This is a genomic window from Arthrobacter endolithicus, assembly GCF_026627425.1.
Classification (GTDB): Bacteria; Actinomycetota; Actinomycetes; order Actinomycetales; family Micrococcaceae; genus Arthrobacter_M.
The window spans coordinates 236,733-255,501 of record NZ_JAPNLH010000002.1 but is presented as its reverse complement, the minus strand read 5'-3'; the positions used below and the strand labels follow the sequence as shown (position 1 = coordinate 255,501).

Here is an 18,769-nt window from a genome sequence, read left to right as displayed (position 1 = left end):
GTTATCTATGGCCGCGGGCAAGGACTGCTCCCTTCGATTGTTCGATTTTAGCCACCGCATGGGCCTGATCCACTCCTGCATGAGGATTTTGCTGCGTAAACTTGCGTCTTAATTCGGTGCCTGCTGTTGCGCCTCGGTTAGGGCCTGCGTAGAGTCATAGCCAAGTTACTGAATGTAACGTGTCAGCGATCCTCGCAACGGCCACGGTAAAGCCCCACCTGGGACTGCCCGTCGAGCCAGGGGATGTGGGTGCCCCCATGTGGGCCTGACATTTGCACACAGAACCGCCGATCATTTTTTCCGGGCCCAGGCCCGGGCCGGTGCTGCCGGTCCGGCTGCGCGTTTTGAGCGCAACGGTGATCTGGAAGACGGTTCTGTTATTCCTTTTCCGACTACGTTCACGTCCGCACCGCAGTCCGCTAGCACGGCGGCGGGCGTCAACGGCATCCAGCCAAGGGCAGCAAATGTCACCTCCAAGCCTTCTCCAGGCACATCCGAAGACGATCGATACCGCACCGATCGCCTTGTCCTACGAACTTTTTCCACCTCGAACGCCCGCAGCCGCAGATAATCTGTGGACCACCGTCCGGGAATTGGAAAGCACTAATCCTGACTATGTCTCCGTCACCTACGGCGCCAGCGGGGACAACCGGGATGTCGCCGTTGGGCTGCTTAACCGGCTGCTCACTGAGACCACGCTGCGTCCGCTGGCGCACCTGACCTGTGTGGGTAATACCGTTGAGGAACTCACAGCCATCATCACCGATCTGCTCGATCACGGGGTGCGCGGCATTCTGGCCCTGCGCGGGGACCGTCCGCAGTCCCCTGACTCCATGGACCCGCCTGGGCCGTTGACATACGCCCAGGACCTGATCGAGTTGATTCGCCGGGTGGAGCAGCGGCGTACGGCGTTGCTCTGCGCCGGGAAGGTGGCCATCGGCGTGGCGGCATATCCTGCCAAACATCCCGAATCGCCAAGCGCGGAGCACGATATTGAGGTGCTCCTGGCTAAGCAGCGCTCGGGAGCGGATTTCGCCATTACCCAGGTTTTCTTCCATCCGTCGGAGTACTCGGATCTCTTGACCAGGGCCCGGCGTGCCGGGGTGACCATCCCGCTTATTCCCGGCGTCATGCCGCTGATCAGTGTCCGCCGGCTGCAGCGGCTCGGGACGCTGGCCGGAGTCGATCCTTCACCGGATTTGATCCGGTCGTTGGCCGGCGCACAGGACGACGGCGAACGCCGCCGGATCGGGGTGCGGGCAACCGTAGATTTGGCGCGTGCCGCGTTGGATGCGGGCGCGCCGGGGATCCATCTTTACACCTTCAATGAGCACGCCGCGGCGCTGGACGTGCTCGATAAACTCCAGCTCCCGCGGCCGGCCCGACCGGGTTCGCGGCGGTTGCAGCCCGCCCTGTAAGGGCCGGCACTGTAGCGACACGCACCTTAGCGACACGAACTGTAACGACGCTCGACCGACCACAGATAGAGGACTTCAATCATGACTGCCAGCACTTCCACCAGCACTCTCACGTACACCGGCGCGCGCTCCACAACGCCGGTGTTTCCCGCGGCGTCGATTTTGGGCTACCCGCGGATCGGCCGCCGCCGGGAATTGAAGAAGGCCGTTGAGTCCTTCTGGGCCGGTAGCATTGACGCTCCGGCGCTCGAAAAGGCCGCGCAGGAGCTACGGCTGAGCACCGCCCAGCGCCTGCAGGGTCTGGGGCTGACCGAGGCCGGCGCCGTACCGGGCACGTTCTCCTTTTACGACCAGGTGCTGGACGCAGCGGCTCATATCGGCGCTGTACCCGCCCGGTTTGGCGCGCTGCTGGATGCGCAGGGGCAGCTGGATATCAACGGCTACTTCACGCTGGCCCGCGGGACTGCGGAGCAGCAGCCGCTGGAAATGACCAAGTGGTTTGACACGAATTACCACTACCTGGTGCCGGAAATCGGACCCGAGACGGTCTTCTCCCTGACGTCCACTCGGATTGTTGAGGAATTTAGCCACGCGCTGGCCAACGGAGTGCACACGCGTCCGTACCTTGTGGGTCCGGTTACCTTTTTGCTGCTGAGCAAGGCCTCCGACGCTGCCGAGAAGGACTTTTCCCCGCTGAGCCGGTTGGCGGATGTTTTGCCCGTCTACGCTGATCTGCTCGCCAAACTCTCCGCTGCGGGAGCGGATTGGGTGCAGCTGGATGAGCCTGCGCTGGTGGTGGACCAAGGGACGCCCTTGACCGAGGTTCAGGCAGCCGTGGCGGAAGCCTACGAATTCCTGTCGGCGGTCCCCGTGCGGCCGGCGCTGTTCGTCAGCACACCCTACGGGGCGCTGGAGGGCCTGCTGCCCACGCTGGCGGCAACCGGAATTGACGCACTTCACCTCGACGTGTTCCAAGGTGAGGTGCCCGCCGCAGCAGATCTGGCGACGCTTTCGGGGAAAACGCTGGTGGCGGGACTGGTGGATGGACACAATATCTGGCGCAATGACCTGGCAGCCTCCGCCGCTAAACTGGCCGAGCTGCGCAAAAGCGGGCTGACGGTGGCGGTATCAACGTCGACGTCGACGCAGCATGTTCCGCACGACGTCAACGAAGAGACGCAGCTGAGCACCGAGTTGCGCAGCTGGCTGGCCTTTGCGGATCAGAAGATCGCCGAGGTGGTCACCTTGTCCGGTCTGCTCACGGATTCCCCGTTGGTGCAGCCGGCCATCGACGAGGCGTCGGCCGTGATTGCCGCCCGTTCGGCCGCCGTCGGCGTTCACCGCCAAGAGGTCCAGACGCGGTTGGCCGCGCTGACCAGCGCCGACTTCAGCCGCGACGCTTACGCCACCCGCGCCGCCGTTCAGGAGACGGAGCTGGCGCTCCCGGCACTGCCAACCACCACCATTGGCTCCTTCCCGCAGACCGGGGAGATCCGCTCCGCCCGCGCCCGGGCCAACAAGGGTGAGCTGACTCAGCAGCAGTACGAGGGCCTGATGAAGGACGAAATCAGGCGCGTAGTGCAGCTGCAGGAAGAGCTTGGGTTGGACGTGCTGGTGCACGGTGAGCCCGAACGCAACGACATGGTGCAGTACTTCGCGGAGAACCTTGAAGGCTTCGACGTGACGGTGCACGGGTGGGTGCAGTCCTACGGCAGCCGGTGCACCCGGCCCTCCATTCTCTGGGGCGATGTGGTGCGCAGCCAGCCGATTACTGTTCAGTGGGCGAGGTTTGCGCAGTCCCTGACCCAGAAGCCGATGAAGGGCATGCTGACCGGACCGGTCACCATTCTGGCCTGGTCCTTTGTCCGTGATGACCAGCCGCTGGGGGAGACGGCAAACCAGGTGGCGTTGGCGCTGCGCGATGAGATCGCCGATTTGGAAACGGCCGGCATCCGGATTATCCAGGTGGATGAGCCGGCCCTGCGTGAACTGCTGCCGCTGCGCAAGGCAGACCAGGCCCGCTACCTGGACTGGTCCGTCAATTCCTTCCGCCTCGCCACGTCGGGGGCGGGGAACGGTACACAGATTCATACGCACCTGTGCTACTCCGAATTCGGCGTCATCATCGACGCCATTGACGGGCTGGATGCGGATGTGACATCCATTGAGGCGGCGCGTTCGCGGATGGAAGTGGTTCATGACCTGGAAAACCACAGCTTTGGCCGTGGCGTGGGGCCAGGTGTCTATGACATCCATTCCCCGCGGGTTCCCGGCCGCGCCGAAGTGGCGCAGCTGCTGGAAACCGCCGTCCGGCACGTGCCCGTCCGGCAGCTCTGGGTCAACCCGGACTGCGGACTGAAGACCCGGGGGTACGCCGAGACGGAAGCGTCGCTGCGTAACCTGGTGGACGCGGCTCTTCAGGTGCGCGCGCAGCTGGTCTGAGCCATTAATGACCTGAGCCATTAGTGCGGGGAACCATTGATGCTGGGGGCCATTAGGGAGCGGTCACTATCTGCCGGATCGGCCGCAGCCGGCGCGGCAGATAGTGACCGTTCGTTGGACGGACGGGAGATTCGTTGTAGCCCGGAGCCACCGTCGGCGGTAAGAATGGCATCGGTATGATACGGCCATTGTTACCCGGGAGTAGATTTGTGCCATGACTGAGGACATTTCTGCCGATATCACTGCCCAGGTTGCCGGTGCCCGCGCCGCATTTGATTCCTGCGCGTCCCGGCCCTACGCCTGGCGCGTGGAACGGCTGAGAGCGGTGCAGCGGATGTTGATCGAGCGCGGTAGCGAATTCGCGGCCGCGCTCAAAGAGGATCTTGGCAAGCATCCGAGCGAGGCATGGCTGACGGAGGTCGGCTTTGTCACCGCGGAAATTACCCACACGTTGAAGAGTCTTCAGCGCTGGCTTGCGCCGGAACGTGCCAGCGTGCCCGTGTCGCTCCAGCCGGCGAGCGCGCAGATCATCCGGGAGCCGCTCGGAGTCGTGCTGATCATCGCGCCCTGGAACTATCCCGTACAGCTACTGCTGGCACCGATGGCGGGAGCGCTCGCAGCCGGCAATACCGTGGTGGTCAAACCCAGTGAACTTGCTCCCGCGACATCAGCAGCGATGCAGCGTTGGATCCCGCAATACCTGGCCGGCGCCGTCTTCGTGGTGCAAGGAGGGGCGGAAGAAACCACCGCCCTGCTGGGGGAGCGGTTCGACCATATTTTCTATACCGGTAACGGCACCGTGGGACGAATTGTCATGCGGGCCGCCGCGGAGCATCTGACGCCGGTAACCTTGGAACTGGGCGGAAAATCACCCGTCTTCGTCGATGATTCCGCGGACTTGCCTGCCACTGCGATACGTTTGGCGTGGGGAAAATTCATGAACGCCGGCCAGACGTGCGTGGCGCCCGACTATGTCTTGGCCTCGCGGACGGTAGGGGCGGAACTGGCGCGACTGCTGCCGGACGCTATTGGTCGGCTGTACGGACCCAATCCGCGCAGCAGCCGGGAATACGGTCGGATTGTCAATGACAGGCACTTCCAACGCCTGACCGGCCTGCTGGAGGGCGCGGACGTTGTAACGGGCGGTGAACACGACGCGGCAAGCCGTTATCTGGCACCCACGGTGGTTCGGGCAGAGTCGGATTCGGCACTGATGCAGGAAGAGATCTTCGGCCCCGTGCTTCCGCTGCTGGAGGTGGCAGGGACGGATGAGGCTATTGACTTCATTAATAGCCGCGACAAACCGCTGGCCCTGTATGTCTTTACCGCGCGGGCAGAGACCAAAGCCAAATTTACTGAGCAAACCTCATCAGGTGCTTTGTGCTTCGGCATTCCGGCTGCGCATTTGCTGGTGCCCGGACTGCCTTTCGGCGGCGTCGGGGCAAGTGGTATGGGCGGATACCACGGACGATTTTCCATCGACACTTTCTCGCATCGGAAGGCGGTGCTGGATAAACCCCTCAAGCCGGACACCATGAAACTGGTTTACCCACCCTTCAGTGCGGCCAAGAATCTGATCATTAGAAAGGTAATCGCGCCCGCCGGCAGGGGATAGGGCGCAGCAGCGGGCTGACCTGGGCGTGCTGCGGACAGCCCGGTCAATGCTGTGGAGTCCGGCCCATCCGGTGCAGAATCCCGGTGAGCAGGTCCACGAAAACGCCCACCTGTGCGGTCTGCTTTTCGTTGAGCAGTAGGGCAAAGATGTTTCGGGCCAGCCGGATTTCCGGCACATCCAGTACCACGATGCCCGCCGGTCTTTCAGCTAGCGCGAGTTCCGGAACCAGAGCGGCCCCTAGTCCGGCAGCGGCTAATTGCAGGCTGGCGTTAAAATCGTCGCTGTATACGGCGACGGTGGGGTGCAGATTGCAGCTGGCGAATAGTCTTTCGATCACGGACGCGTCGCTGGTGCCCGGATGGTGCATGATCCAGGGCATGTCCGACAGCTGGGCCGCCGCCATCTGTGCCCCGGCCCTGATACCCCAGGCCTCCGGCAGGACAACGCGGAAGTTGTCGTCTCCGATCCACTGCCGATTAATCGTGTGCGGCCAGGCCAAGCCGCCCTGTCCCACCTGATAAATCAGCGCCACGTCCAATTCGCCGCCGGTCCGCAACCCGGCAATGGTGGCAGCCGGCTCGGCTACGGATACTTTCAAGTTGATCCCAAGATCATGCCATGCGGGTCTTGCCAGCAGCACCGGGAGCACATGGCTGGCCAGCGAGGGGAAGATTCCCAGCCGAAGTTCCTGCTTGGTGGTGGCATGGGTCCGCGCGCTGGCTGCCAGCAGTGCGTCAATGTCCGTGAGAACCTTGGCCGCGTGCCGGTTCATCACGATGGCGGCCTCGGTAGGGAGCACGCTGCGGGCGGAGCGCTGAAAGAGGACGACCCCGGTGTCGCGTTCAAGAGCGGACATCTGCTGCGACACTGCCGAGGCCGTGTAGCCAAGCCGGCTGGCCGCTGCCGCGAACGAACCCAGGCGCGTGACTTCCAGCAGGGTGCGGAGATGGATCGGATTGACCATAAGCGTTCCTTTCCGGAGCGAGGTCCAGCAACAGCACGACTATACCCCCCCCCCCCGCCCGGAGGACATGCCCGACGGCGGGGCCACTCGGCCAGATTAGCCGCGCCGCTGCCGGCGACCCCCCCCCCTACCCAACTGAGTCGCAGTTCCGGCATGCAAAACGCCGGATGCGTGCCTCAAGTGCGACCCAGTTGGGCAAGCGGCACGACGCTGCGCGACACGCCGGACCGCGGGCAACACGCCCGCGATATTTTGTGGCTAAGTACTCCACAGGCTGTGGACATCTCGGTCGGCAGAGCCGGGATTGCACCGATTTCTACGGTCCGGCCTGTGGACGACCGGTGCATAAAATGACATACTTGTAATACATCATCTAGGGGTCGTTCCCAGCAGTGTGCACTACATGTAGTATTGAAATACAGAAACAAGCACCCCGGGTTTAAGTAGCCGGGACGCTGGCGAAGCCGGTTTACAGCCGTCTGCCGCAATAAAGTACCCAAGAGACGGGTACGAGCAGATGCAGGTGCCCCAGAGGTACCGCGAAGTAAAAGGGGACAGGGAAAATGACCGTTACGGTCTACACGAAGCCGGCCTGCGTTCAGTGCAACGCCACCTACCGCGCTTTGGATAAAAAGGGCATCACTTACCAGAGCGTGGACATCTCTCAGGACCCGGACGCCTTGGAGCGCCTTCGTGCGCTGGGCTACATGCAGGCTCCCGTGGTGATCACCGATCAGGATCACTGGTCCGGATTCCGTCCGGACAAGATCGCCGAGCTGGGAACCGCAGCGGTGGCGGTAGCCTCCTGATTTCCTCGCATCATCTCAACAGCCCGGCTTTACTTAACGGCTCAGCAGGGCACTAAGCGGCGGTAATGCAGTCTGTGGAAGTAGTACACGAAGACCGGGCGACAGTTCACCCGACGACAGCGCACCGGACGACTACGGCGCACCGGTTGCTGCCGCCGTCGTCCGGTGTCGTATCAACCGGTACCGGTTCGGTCGGCGGTCCACAGCCCTGCACGCGGCACACGGCCAGCGGGCTCATTTACTTCTCGTCCGTCTCGGACAACACCCACCGCTTCGTACAGAAACTCGGAGTGGATTCGGCGCGGATTCCGCTGTACAGCTCCGAAGAGACACTGCTGGCGAACCGACCGTACGTCCTGGTGCTGCCGACCTACGGCGGCGAAACCGGCCACGGTGCGGTGCCCAAGCAGGTCATTAGGTTTTTGAATGTCGAGCAGAACAGATCACTGATCCGCGGCGTCGTCGGCGCGGGGAATACAAATTTCGGGGAAACCTACTGCCTTGCCGGTGACATTGTTGCCGCCAAATGCACGGTTCCCCTGCTATACCGCTTCGAGCTTATGGGAACGTCTCGGGACGTTGACCGGGTCAACCAAGGATTGGATACGTTTTGGACACGACTGTCGCAGCACCTGCCGTAACCGGCTCCCACACGGGAACCATCGACGTCGGCACAAAGGACGCGGGCATGCCCGCCGCCTTCAAGGGGCTCGGGTACCACGAGCTCAACGCCATGCTGAACCTTTATGGCCCCAACGGCGAGATCCAGTTTGAGGCCGATCGCGAGGCGGCGCACCAGTACTTCCTGCAGCACGTGAACAACAACACCGTGTTCTTCCATGACCTGGAGGAGAAGCTGGAGTACTTGGTCAAGAATGAGTACTACGAGCGCGAGACGCTGGACCAGTACACGATGAACTTCATCCGCGAGCTGTATCAGCGTGCCTACAAGAAGAAGTTCCGGTTCGAAACGTTTCTCGGCGCGTTCAAGTTCTACACCTCTTATACGCTCAAAACCTTCGACGGCAAGCGGTTCCTGGAGCGCTACGAGGACCGGGTCTGCATGGTGGCCCTGCACCTGGCCCGCGGCGACGAAGAGCTGGCCATCAAACTGATGGACGAGATCATCGAAGGCCGCTTCCAGCCCGCCACCCCCACGTTCCTCAACGCCGGCAAGGCCCAGCGCGGCGAGCTGGTCTCCTGCTTCCTGCTGCGTATCGAAGACAACATGGAATCGATCGGCCGCTCCATTAACTCCGCCCTGCAGCTGTCCAAGCGCGGCGGCGGCGTGGCTTTTGCGCTGACTAACATCCGCGAGGTGGGGGCGCCGATCAAGCAGATCGAGAACCAGTCCTCCGGCGTTATCCCGGTGATGAAGCTCCTCGAAGACAGCTTCTCCTACGCCAATCAGCTCGGTGCCCGGCAGGGTGCCGGCGCGGTCTACCTGCACGCTCACCACCCGGACATTAACCGCTTCCTGGACACCAAGCGCGAGAATGCCGATGAGAAGATCCGAATCAAGACGCTCTCCCTCGGTGTGGTGGTCCCGGATATCACCTTCGAGCTGGCCAAGCGGGACGAGGACATGTACCTGTTCTCCCCGTACGACGTCGAAAACGTCTACGGCATGCCCTTCTCCGACATTAACGTCACCGAGAAGTACTACGAAATGGTCGATGACGCCCGGATTAAAAAGACCAAGATCAAGGCCCGCGAATTTTTCCAGACCCTCGCGGAGATCCAGTTTGAATCCGGTTACCCCTACATCATGTTCGAGGACACGGTAAACCGGGCCAATCCGATCGACGGCAAGATCATTATGAGCAACCTGTGCTCGGAGATCCTGCAGGTTTCCGCGCCCACGGTTTACAACGATGACCTCTCCTATGCCGAGACCGGCAAGGACATCTCCTGCAACCTCGGCTCGCTGAACATTGCCAAGACCATGGATTCGCCGGACTTCGGCAGCACGATCGAAACCTCCATCCGGGCGCTCTCCGCCGTGTCCGTGATGTCCAACATCACCTCCGTGCCGTCCATCGCCAAGGGTAACGAGCAGTCACACGCCATCGGCCTGGGCCAGATGAACCTGCACGGCTACCTGGCCCGGGAGCGCGTGCATTACGGCTCCGCGGAAGGCCTGGACTTCACCAATATCTACTTCTACACCGTGGTGTACCACGCCATCCGCGCCTCCAACCTGCTGGCCATTGAGACCGGCAGCACCTTTGGCGGCTTCGAGAAGTCCAAGTACGCCTCCGGGGAGTTCTTCGACAAGTATGTCAACAAGGAATGGGTTCCGAAGACGGCCCGTGTGGCCGAGCTTTTCGAAGGCACCCACATCCCCACCCAGGATGACTGGCGTGAGCTGAAGGCTTCCGTGATGGAGCACGGCATCTTCAACCAGAACCTGCAGGCCGTTCCGCCCACCGGGTCGATCAGCTATATCAATAACTCCACCTCCTCCATCCACCCGGTGGCCTCCAAGATCGAGATCCGCAAGGAAGGCAAGATCGGCCGCGTCTACTACCCGGCTCCTTACCTGACCAATGACAATCTGGAGTACTACCAGGACGCGTATGAACTCGGCTACGAGAAGATCATCGACACCTACGCCGCCGCAACTCAGCACGTGGATCAGGGCCTGTCGCTGACGCTGTTCTTCAAGGACACCGCCACCACCCGTGACATCAACAAGGCGCAGATCTACGCCTGGCGCAAGGGCATCAAGACCATCTACTACATCCGGTTGCGGCAGCTGGCCCTGGAAGGGACCGAGGTGGAGGGTTGCGTTTCCTGTGCCCTATGACAACCGATATAGGTTGACTGCGGTGGGTGCGCTTTGAAATGAGTGAGTTGACGACGGCGACGGGCGGCTTGGTCTACGGCATCCGGCTTAGGCGGGAGGTCGAGTACCGCTACGTCGGTATAACGACCAAGACAGCCAGCCGCCGTTTCCACCAGCACCTACGCGTGGCAGCCGAGGGACGCAAGACACCGTTCTGCGACTGGCTCCGAAGACACGACGCAGCTGACGTGATCGCCGACGAGTTGGATTGGATCGAAGGGTTGCCGGAGCTCGGTCAGGCTGAAATTGATTGGATCAGTTATCTGCGTCGAGAAGGGGATCGCCTGTTGAACCTGTCCGAGGGAGGCCTGGGGCCCACTGGCGTTGTGTGGACGGAAGCGATGCGTGAAGCGGCTCGAATTCGCTCCACCGGCCGCAAGATAATCAGAGAATCAGGTCCGGGTGCCTCCTTTTACGGCAAGAATCACAGCTCCGAGCAGAAGGAAAAATGGTCTCGGGAACGCAAAGGAACCCACCTTGGTCCGGCCAATCCAAACTTCGGCAAGTTTGGAGAGGACCATCCGAGCTTTGGCCACTCGATGTCGATAGAGGCGCGTCAAGTGCTGTCCAAGGCTAGGAGGGGCGTAGGAAATCCCAACTTCGGCCAAGGCAGCCAGCGCCGAAACCCGGGCGAAAATGTCAGCAGTACGGAAGGGCCGTCCGATGCCTTCCAGCCAGAGAAACGCGCATACCAGGTATCACACCAACAAAGGCGTCGAGAAAGCCGACTGCAAGTACTGCGTCGAGGACTCAGCCAAGCCAAGTCCTTCTTTAGAAAGCGAGTCGGAATCATGACCGAAAAAGTAAAGCTCCTCAGCCATGTTGAGGCCATCAACTGGAACCGGATTCAGGACGAGAAGGACGTTGAAGTCTGGAACCGCCTGACCAACAACTTCTGGCTGCCGGAGAAGGTGCCTCTGTCCAACGACATCCAGTCCTGGGCCACGCTGACCCCGGACGAGCAGCAGTTGACCATGCGCGTCTTCACGGGCCTGACGCTGCTGGACACCATCCAGGGCACCGTTGGCGCCGTCAGCCTGATTCCCGATGCGATCACCCCGCACGAGGAAGCCGTCTACACGAACATCGCGTTCATGGAATCCGTGCACGCCAAGAGCTATTCGTCCATCTTCTCTACACTCTGCTCCACCAAAGAGATTGACGAAGCCTTCCGCTGGTCCACTGAAAATGAGTACCTTCAGAAGAAGGCCAGGATCGTGATGGACTACTACGCAGGAGATGACCCGCTCAAGCGCAAGGTGGCCAGCACCCTGCTGGAATCCTTTCTCTTCTACTCCGGCTTCTACCTGCCGATGTACTGGTCCTCCCGGGCCAAGCTGACCAACACCGCCGACATGATCCGGCTGATCATCCGCGACGAGGCCGTGCACGGCTACTACATCGGCTACAAATTCCAGCGCGGGCTGGAGAAGGTCTCCGAGGCCAAACGCCAGGAGCTCAAGGATTACACGTTCGAGCTGATGTACGAGCTCTACGAAAACGAAGTCCACTACACGCACGATCTGTACGATGCTGTGGGCCTGGCCGAGGATGTCAAGAAGTTCCTGCACTACAACGCCAACAAGGCGCTGATGAACCTGGGCTACGAGGCCATGTTCCCGGCCGCTGTCACGGACGTGAACCCGGCGATCCTCTCCGCGCTGTCCCCGAACGCGGATGAGAACCATGACTTCTTTTCCGGGTCCGGGTCTTCATATGTGATTGGCAAGGCCGTGAACACTGAGGACGACGACTGGGACTTCTAAGCGCGTGTCGTTAATTCCTATGGCTCTGGTTTGTCGGCAGACTAAAGTCATGGTTTATCTGGCTAAGGCATTGGAACTTCGTTAGGGGACCGTGAAGCCCTGAAGGCGCTGATCCATGGGAAAACATTCACCGCGACGTTGGCCCTGCGGGCCGGCGCTGTGTTGGTGGCGGCCGGTGGGGTGCCAAATTTCCAGATCGAGCAGGTCACCGGGTTTTCGGCGCCCACGGTTTTGAAGTGGCGCCACCGCTATGCCGAAGGCGGGATCGAAGCCCCCTCCCACGTCCAGCACCCGGGCCGGGTGAGGGAGATCGATGAGATCGCGGTGATTGCCGATACCCTGACCAATGACGGGAACCCGTCGGCCGAGCTGGGGATCTCGCACTGGTCTGCCGCATCATGGCCGCACGCCACGGAATCTTTTCCCCCCGTCGGAGGTGGTGGGACTGTACATGTCACCGCCGGAAAAGGCGGTCGTGGTGAGTATCGATGAGAAGACCCAGATCCGGGCCCTCTCCCGCACCGGCCCGGGCCAGCCGTTGTCCCAGACGCACCCGCAGCAGCAGACCCACGACCACAAGCGCGACGTCTCGTCGGAGCATTCCACTATGGTGCGGTGAGGCGTACCATGTGGGCATGATAGCCACGAACAGCTTCGGTGTCCGGTTGTTGTCGCGCATTAGCGCAGTTTCCCTGCTGGCGGTGGCGTTAGTTACGGGGATGGCCGCGGCTCCCGCAGCAGCCTTGACCGGAGCGGCTACATCCTTAGCTGGATATCATCGGACGTACACCGCGTTGGGGGACTCGTTTACTGCCGGACAGGGTGCCCCGCCGTATATTCCCGGACCCTGCCTGCAGAGCAGGTACGCCAGCTACCCGGTCATCACCGGATTCCTCAGCCCCTATAGGTTGTCCGCGAATAAGGCCTGCAGCGGAGCCGACACGGACAACGTGCTGGGCCAGCTGGCGGGCGTTGATCCAAATACCAGTCTGGTGACCCTGACCGTTGGCGGAATTGATGCCGGCTCCAATGTCGTACTGGCCGCATGCGCACCCGATCCCGCGGCCACCGTTTGCACCGACGCCCTCAAAGCCAGCACAGCGCTGATAGCAAAGCTGCCGGCCAAACTCTTCCCGACCTATGTGGCGGTGGCTGCCGCCATGCCCCACGCGCGTATCGCTGTGCTCGGGTATCCCCATCTGTTCAACCCCGGGGACGCCTTTGGAGACAAAGTCAATCAAGCCACCGATGTCCTGAACCAGGTCATTGCCGGTGCCGTTGCGGCCGCTGCCACAAGCACCCCTCGGCTCCAGTTCGTTGACGTCAGCCAGGAGTTCGCGAACCACGGCATCGGCGCGGCCATCCCATACATCAACTACAACCCGGCAAACCCGACGGCAACGGCCAATTTCCATCCGAACGCCTTGGGCAACCTGTTCGGTTATTACCGGGCACTGGTCAACGACGGCCTGCTCACCGGCCAACCGGTGGTGCACTCAACCAATCAACGCTGAGCGCCCGTTTGTCCCAACCGGAATGGACCGGCCTGCCGCGCCAAACGACGACGCCGGCAATTACCGAAGAGAGGTCCGGTCACGCAAGTACTCCTGTCGGCAATGACATCTCCTGGCCGCAGTGCGGAATATCCCTTCCACGGGGTCAGGCATTCGGTATCGTCGGCGTCACCAACGGGCTGGCAAATAACACCAACCCCTGTTTGGCCAGCCGGCTAACGCGGGCGGTAGGGTCAAAGGGAGGCACCGGCCAGCCCCCATCAGCTCTGTACGTGAACACGGGGAATCCCGGACTTGCCGGGTCCTGGTGGCCCGTCAACAACAATTACGGCGGGTCCATCGTCGGTAATCCCTACGGAACCTGCAATCACACCGCCACGCTGGCCTGCGCCTATATGTACGGCTATGCCAAGGCCTACGATGACGTAAACATCCGCGGCGTCACCGGGCCGTCGGCCTACCTGTGGTGGCTCGACGTCGAAACAGGCAACAGTTGGTCAAGCAACACGACTGAAAATACCGCCGATCTGGAGGGCATGACCGACTACTTCCGCAGTATCGGTGCCGAGGTGGGCCTGTACTCCACGAGCTACCAATGGGAAATCATCGGTGGACCCTCCCACCAGACAGCAGCCTCTACACCCTCAGAAACTGGATCCCGGGTGCCAGGACATTGGCCCAGGCCAAGGCGGTCTGCAGGGCGGCGGGGGTCGGATATTTCATCAGCAGCTCCGCCATTGCACAGTGGTCCAGGTGTGCGCCGAATACCGGTTCAAGGGCCCGGGGGATCTGGATCAGACGCCGGCGGATACGGTTTGATGTAGCGGTGGCCTGCTGGGTCAGATCATCATCAAAACCGCACAGCGTCGACAGCTCGGCGATCTGCTCATCGGCGACCTCAATCGAGCCCAGGGTAGGTGGCATCGTGCGGGCTGCTGCGGCGATGATGTACGCGTCCCGGGCACCGGTTTTAGCCTCGCCGGTACCGAGCGGGTGAACGACTTTAGCGGTGGCTTGAGGTGCTCTGCGGGAGGGAACGCGGCCGCGTCGTCCTCCGGATCTTAAGGATTCTTATCCCGCACGCGCACCGCCGCCGCAGGACAGTGAACCCTTGAAGATCAGGCAGCTTTAGGGTAGTAGTGAAGTGCCGAATGGCGCGAAATGGTAGGGGAGAACTTCATGGCTGAAAACGTCAAATCCACTGACGGAACGACGATCGCCTACGAAATGGCCGGGAGCGGGCCGACGCTCATCCTGGTCGGTGGGGCGCTGAACACGCGTCAGTCGCCCGGAGGTATGGTGCCGCTGCTCGCGGATGATTTCACAGTGGTCACGTACGACCGCCGCGGCCGCGGCGAGAGTACGAATACGCCGCCTTACGCGGTCGAGCGCGAGGTTGAGGATTTCGGCGCACTGGTGGCAGCCGTTGGCGGGGTTGCGGGGGTATACGGTCATTCGTCCGGCGGCATCCTGGCTCTTGAGGCAGCCGCCGCGGGCGTCGGGATCAGCAGGCTCGCCGTGTATGAGCCGCCCTATCTCACAACAGAGGGAGGAGACGAGCTGTGGCAGGTTTTTGTTGACAAGATACAGGCCCTGGTGGACGAGGGAAATTCGGACCTGGCGGTGGAGGAGTTCATCCGGCACACGGGCGCCGACTTCGATGCAGGAATGAAGCAATCGCCTTGGTGGCCGTCGTTGGTAGCTCTGGCGCCGACTCTGCCCTACGATCTGAGGCTCGCCGGGGATAATAATGTTCCGGTGCAGCGGCTGGACCGCATTTCCGCACCAACTTTGGCGTTGTACGGCGGTGCGAGCGCCGCATGGGCACAGGCTTCTGCGTCGGCGGTGGCGATAGCGGTCCAGAACGGGAGGCAGGACGTCATCGAAGGGCAGGATCATGCGGTGGAGCCCGAGATGGTGGCGCCTGCATTGTTGGAATTCTTCCGCTGAGGTCTGCGGAACCGCTGGGGGCTGGCGTTGAGGACTGCGTACCTGCCGGCATGAAGCTACTCGGCGGCCGGCCGTTGGCGTTGCCGTTTTGTTGCTGACCGCTGTTGCTTTGCGGCGAGGTGCCGCCGCCGCGAGCTCCGGGTTGGTTTAGTCGGACGGCGCTGGGCCGCGTCGGGAGCAAGGCCTGCGCTGATGAGTTCGGCGAGTTTGCCCACGGCGATCTCGCGATTGCGGAGTTGAGAGCGACGCTCGGAGGCGGCCACGGTGATCACTCCGCCGATGAGACGACGGCCCAGACGGGCAAGCAACATCATCCGCTGTTCCTCGGACAGAACGGGTGAGTCGGCGATGTTCCAAGAGAGCTCGACGCGACTGTCCGACGTGTTCACGTGCTGGCCGCCTGGCTTGGACGACCGCGAGAACCTCCAGCCAAGTTCCGCAGCGGGAATCGTGAGCGCGGGGGAGACGTCCAGATCCATGCAATAAGTGTTGCACGGCGAGGCGTCCCGCCTTCGTGCCGGCATTTTGTCGGCGGCACCGGACCCAGCCGTTCAGGGCGTGCTCTGCCGGGGCGGTACTGCTCGGCAAGGCCGACATCGTCGTCGCTGAAGGTGCATTCTGCCACGAGCAGGTCCGCGCCTTCTGAGAGCTCCTCGGCGCCCGCGCATGGGGCGGTATCCATAACGAAGGCGAAGCGCTGGCCGGGCCGCGGGACACTGACGTCCGCAAGCCGGACGCCGTCCAGGGTTCCCGTGCGCTGCAGACGGCCGACATCAGGGCCGGCAATGCCGGCTGCCGCGAGCCGCTCCGGCAGGAATGTGCGGCCGTCGGGCTCAGCGAGCCGGTAGCCGTAAGTCTCGATCCGGTGATGCAGCGGCCGGACCTCCAGGCCCGGGGCAACCAGCCCGGGGCTGCCATGCGGGTGCAGCCGCAGATCAATGCCCCCGGTGGCAACGGATAGCAGCGCGCGGACCACATCCGCTCCGGAGGCGGGGTAATGCAGGTGCACCGGGTGCCGGACGCCGTCCAGGGCCATCCGCGAGAGCACGCCGGGCAGACAAAACAATGGTCGCCATGGACGTGGGTGAGACAAATACGCGTGATCTGTCCGACCGGGACCCCGGCATAGATCATCTGCCGTTGGGTGCCCTCGCCCGGATCGAAGAGCAGGCCCTCGCCGTCCCAGCGCAGCAGATAGCCGTTATGGTTGCGCGTTCGCGTCGGGACCTGCGAGGCGGTGCCAAGAACGACGAGCTTACGCATGCCGAGGGCTTAGAGGTATTCGGCCGAGATCAGGATCGGCATATGGTCGGACTTGCCGCGCGGCAGGGTTTCCACGTTGGTGATGTCCAGCCCCAACGAGGTCGCGAAGTCAAAGTGGCCCCGGAAAACCTTGTACCGCGTATACGTCCTGCTGTCGCTCATCGTAAGTTCATAGCCGGTCTTGTTCACTTCCTCCGTCAGGTTCTTCTTGAAGAAGGGATAGTTGAAATCTCCGACCATCAGGGTGACCAGCTCCCCACCCATACTGAGCAGTTCGGTGTGCGCGGCGTGAATCTGCTTGCGGCGCAGGGAATTGGACGCGGTCAGTGGGGCGGCGTGGAACGATGCAATGGCAAGGTTGCGTCCGGTCTCCCGGTCGACCAGCCGGGTGGCGATCAGCCGTTCGTGGGCAGGCGCGAGCATCCGGTCATGCATGGACTTTTTGAGCGCAAAGGCCTTCGTTTCCAGCGCGGTGAAGCGGTCCTTGCGGTAATACATTGCCAGACCGAGCCGGTTGCCCTTGGTTGAATCCGCAAGGTGCAGATGTCCTACCGTTTCCGGGAGTTCTGCGGCATCGCATTCCTGCAGGCACAGCAGATCGATTTCGGAATCCCTCGCCAGCTCAACGAGTTCATCGCTGGCAAGGTTTTTGCGGAGGTTGTAACTGATGACTCGTAGCAGGGGAAGACCTCTTCCGGTCAATCGGTGGGAGTTACCGTCTGGTACGTAGTTTAGCAACGGCCGGTCATGACCGACGCGATTCTGCAGTCGGGTCGCGCCGGTTCTCAGAGATTCCTTCCAGCTGGATCGACCGCATCCGTGCTTGAACCGCAAACAATTTGCAGATAGTGTGCAAATTGTTTGTGAACGTGAGCTGAACCACTTCCACACGGCGCGGAAAAGGACGGAATCATGACCCAAAGCGAAGTGAACGTGGACTACTTCCGGCTCGATGACGGCCTAACGGACGGTGAGCGGGCGCTGCGGGACCGGGTGCGCGCGTACGTTGCCTCTGACATCCTGCCAATCATCAACGACTTCTGGGAACGCGCGGAATTCCCCGCAGAACTACTCCCCGGCCTGGCCCGGCTGGGCATCATCGGAAGCACGATCAATGGCTACGGCTGCCCGGGGCTCAGCCGGCGTGCGGCGGGAATCGTAGCCCGGGAAATAGCGCGCGGTGACGGATCGATCAACACTTTTTTGGGCGTGCATTCGAGTCTGTGCATGGGCGCTATTAACATGTTGGGCAGCCCGGAGCAGAAGCAGCGTTGGCTGCCGTCCCTGGCCACACTCGAAAAGATTGGCGCCTTCGCGCTGACGGAGCCGGAGCACGGCTCGGATTCGGTGGCGCTGGAAACCAGCGCGCGGCGGGACGGGGAAGACTTTGTGCTCAACGGGCACAAGCGGTGGATCGGGAACGGGGACCGGGCCGACGTCGTGGTGATTTTCGCCCGCGATGTTGCGGATAGTCAGGTTAAGGCCTTTGTGCTGGAAAAGGGCGATGACGTCAGGGAGAAGAGCGGCGACGGCGCCTACCCTGCCGGGTACCGCCCGACGGTGATCACCGGCAAGAGTGGTAAGCGCGCCATCATGCAGGCGGACATTGTGCTGGAGAATCTGTGGATCCCGGCCCGGAACGTCCTGGAATTCTGCCATTCGTTCAAGGACGTGTCCTCGGTGCTGACGGCAACCCGTGGCGGTGCAGCATGGGAGGCCGTGGGGCATGGCATGGCGGCTTACGAGATTGCCGTGGCCTACGCCCTGGAGCGCAGGCAGTTCGGTAAGCCGATCGGCTCCTTCCAGCTGGTGCAGAGCAGGCTCGCCAACATGCTCAGCGAACTGACATCCATGCAGCTGATGTGCACGCGGATGGCGGAGCTCGCCGAGGCGGATCAGCTGACCGGGCCAATGGCCTCCATGGTCAAAATGTCCACGGCACAAAAAGGGAAGTGGATCTGCGCCGAAGCCAGGGACATCCTGGCCGGCAACGGTCTGCTGCTGGAACGCCATGTTGCCCGGCACCTGACGGATATGGATGTGGTGAGCACCTACGAGGGCACCGATTCCATTCAGTCCCTGCTGGTGGGCCGGGACATCACCGGAATTTCCGCCTTCAAGTAGGCGATACTCAGCATAGCAAAAGTACTCAGCGACAACCCGCCAGGCAGCCTACGCAG

15 protein-coding genes and 2 pseudogenes are annotated in these 18,769 nt (G+C 62.0%); 12 read left to right on the top strand and 5 right to left on the bottom strand.

From position 1 onward, the window contains the following. Nucleotides 1-464 precede the first annotated feature (464 nt). From OS914_RS02930 to OS914_RS02920, 3 genes are all read left to right on the top strand, one after another. Complete coding sequence (locus tag OS914_RS02930; RefSeq protein ID WP_267544557.1) at nt 465-1,418, top strand: methylenetetrahydrofolate reductase; 954 nt, start codon at nt 465-467, stop codon at nt 1,416-1,418. An 81-nt stretch (nt 1,419-1,499) separates the two neighbouring features. Continuing rightward, entirely contained in the window at nt 1,500-3,860 is a 2,361-nt protein-coding gene (gene metE, locus OS914_RS02925) for a 5-methyltetrahydropteroyltriglutamate--homocysteine S-methyltransferase (RefSeq protein WP_267544556.1), read from the top strand. A 214-nt stretch (nt 3,861-4,074) separates the two neighbouring features. Beyond that, nucleotides 4,075-5,475 (top strand): aldehyde dehydrogenase family protein, encoded by a 1,401-nt coding sequence (locus OS914_RS02920; protein ID WP_267544555.1) that lies wholly within the window; start codon nt 4,075-4,077, stop codon nt 5,473-5,475. Between the two features lie 43 nt (nt 5,476-5,518). On the opposite strand, the gene OS914_RS02915 is transcribed toward OS914_RS02920, so the two are convergent. Next, entirely contained in the window at nt 5,519-6,439 is a 921-nt protein-coding gene (locus tag OS914_RS02915; RefSeq protein ID WP_267544554.1) for a LysR family transcriptional regulator, read from the bottom strand. Between the two features lie 563 nt (nt 6,440-7,002). On the opposite strand from OS914_RS02915, the gene nrdH reads away from it, so the two are divergent. The 7 genes from nrdH (at nt 7,003) to OS914_RS02880 (ending at nt 13,376) form a co-directional block, all read left to right on the top strand. Then, nucleotides 7,003-7,248: a glutaredoxin-like protein NrdH gene (nrdH, locus tag OS914_RS02910; protein ID WP_267544553.1), complete on the top strand. Its 246-nt coding sequence runs from the start codon at nt 7,003-7,005 to the stop codon at nt 7,246-7,248. A 236-nt stretch (nt 7,249-7,484) separates the two neighbouring features. Next, on the top strand, nt 7,485-7,889 hold the full coding sequence (nrdI, locus tag OS914_RS02905) for a class Ib ribonucleoside-diphosphate reductase assembly flavoprotein NrdI (RefSeq protein WP_267544635.1): 405 nt from the start codon (nt 7,485-7,487) through the stop codon (nt 7,887-7,889). 47 nt (nt 7,890-7,936) lie between these two features. Beyond that, nucleotides 7,937-10,057, top strand: a complete 2,121-nt coding sequence (gene nrdE / locus OS914_RS02900; RefSeq protein ID WP_267544634.1) for a class 1b ribonucleoside-diphosphate reductase subunit alpha — start codon at nt 7,937-7,939, stop codon at nt 10,055-10,057. Nucleotides 10,058-10,887: 830 nt separating this feature from the next. Then, nucleotides 10,888-11,862: a class 1b ribonucleoside-diphosphate reductase subunit beta gene (nrdF, locus tag OS914_RS02895; RefSeq protein WP_267544633.1), complete on the top strand. Its 975-nt coding sequence runs from the start codon at nt 10,888-10,890 to the stop codon at nt 11,860-11,862. A gap of 180 nt (nt 11,863-12,042) precedes the next feature. Continuing rightward, on the top strand, nt 12,043-12,354 hold the full coding sequence (locus OS914_RS02890; protein ID WP_267544552.1) for a hypothetical protein: 312 nt from the start codon (nt 12,043-12,045) through the stop codon (nt 12,352-12,354). Then, nucleotides 12,341-12,481, top strand: a complete 141-nt coding sequence (locus tag OS914_RS02885) for a hypothetical protein (RefSeq protein WP_267544551.1) — start codon at nt 12,341-12,343, stop codon at nt 12,479-12,481. The genes OS914_RS02890 and OS914_RS02885 overlap by 14 nt, the downstream gene beginning before the upstream one ends. Before the next feature lie 16 nt (nt 12,482-12,497). Beyond that, nucleotides 12,498-13,376, top strand: coding sequence for an SGNH/GDSL hydrolase family protein (locus OS914_RS02880; RefSeq protein ID WP_267544550.1), 879 nt, complete (start codon nt 12,498-12,500; stop codon nt 13,374-13,376). Between the two features lie 696 nt (nt 13,377-14,072). On the opposite strand, the pseudogene OS914_RS02875 reads toward OS914_RS02880, so the two are convergent. Next, nucleotides 14,073-14,366, bottom strand: a pseudogene (locus OS914_RS02875) (IS110 family transposase); the annotation flags it as partial. Between the two features lie 189 nt (nt 14,367-14,555). On the opposite strand from OS914_RS02875, the gene OS914_RS02870 reads away from it, so the two are divergent. Next, complete coding sequence (locus tag OS914_RS02870) at nt 14,556-15,326, top strand: alpha/beta fold hydrolase (RefSeq protein WP_267544549.1); 771 nt, start codon at nt 14,556-14,558, stop codon at nt 15,324-15,326. 56 nt (nt 15,327-15,382) lie between these two features. On the opposite strand, the gene arfB is transcribed toward OS914_RS02870, so the two are convergent. The 3 genes and pseudogenes from arfB to OS914_RS02850 form a co-directional block, all read right to left on the bottom strand. Next, nucleotides 15,383-15,805, bottom strand: coding sequence for an alternative ribosome rescue aminoacyl-tRNA hydrolase ArfB (arfB, locus tag OS914_RS02865; protein WP_267544548.1), 423 nt, complete (start codon nt 15,803-15,805; stop codon nt 15,383-15,385). A 92-nt stretch (nt 15,806-15,897) separates the two neighbouring features. Then, nucleotides 15,898-16,589: pseudogene (locus OS914_RS18165) on the bottom strand (ribonuclease Z); the annotation flags it as partial. 9 nt (nt 16,590-16,598) lie between these two features. Further along, the gene (locus OS914_RS02850) at nt 16,599-17,291 is read right to left on the bottom strand and encodes an endonuclease/exonuclease/phosphatase family protein (protein ID WP_267544546.1); all 693 of its coding nucleotides are present in this window, start codon (nt 17,289-17,291) and stop codon (nt 16,599-16,601) included. A gap of 210 nt (nt 17,292-17,501) precedes the next feature. Between OS914_RS02850 and OS914_RS02845 the strand changes: the two genes are divergently transcribed. Continuing rightward, the gene (locus OS914_RS02845; protein ID WP_267544545.1) at nt 17,502-18,713 is read left to right on the top strand and encodes an acyl-CoA dehydrogenase family protein; all 1,212 of its coding nucleotides are present in this window, start codon (nt 17,502-17,504) and stop codon (nt 18,711-18,713) included. The last annotated feature ends 56 nt before the right edge of the window (nt 18,714-18,769 follow it).

Bases quoted from the DNA above. Each gene is read 5' to 3' on its own strand.
- OS914_RS02930 (WP_267544557.1), top strand. From the start codon at position 465: ATGTCACCTCCAAGCCTTCTCCAGGCACATCCGAAGACGATCGATACC.
- metE (WP_267544556.1), top strand. From the start codon at position 1,500: ATGACTGCCAGCACTTCCACCAGCACTCTCACGTACACCGGCGCGCGC.
- OS914_RS02920 (WP_267544555.1), top strand. From the start codon at position 4,075: ATGACTGAGGACATTTCTGCCGATATCACTGCCCAGGTTGCCGGTGCC.
- OS914_RS02915 (WP_267544554.1), bottom strand. From the start codon at position 6,439: ATGGTCAATCCGATCCATCTCCGCACCCTGCTGGAAGTCACGCGCCTG.
- nrdH (WP_267544553.1), top strand. From the start codon at position 7,003: ATGACCGTTACGGTCTACACGAAGCCGGCCTGCGTTCAGTGCAACGCC.
- nrdE (WP_267544634.1), top strand. From the start codon at position 7,937: ATGCCCGCCGCCTTCAAGGGGCTCGGGTACCACGAGCTCAACGCCATG.
- nrdF (WP_267544633.1), top strand. From the start codon at position 10,888: ATGACCGAAAAAGTAAAGCTCCTCAGCCATGTTGAGGCCATCAACTGG.
- OS914_RS02880 (WP_267544550.1), top strand. From the start codon at position 12,498: ATGATAGCCACGAACAGCTTCGGTGTCCGGTTGTTGTCGCGCATTAGC.
- OS914_RS02870 (WP_267544549.1), top strand. From the start codon at position 14,556: ATGGCTGAAAACGTCAAATCCACTGACGGAACGACGATCGCCTACGAA.
- arfB (WP_267544548.1), bottom strand. From the start codon at position 15,805: ATGGATCTGGACGTCTCCCCCGCGCTCACGATTCCCGCTGCGGAACTT.
- OS914_RS02845 (WP_267544545.1), top strand. From the start codon at position 17,502: ATGACCCAAAGCGAAGTGAACGTGGACTACTTCCGGCTCGATGACGGC.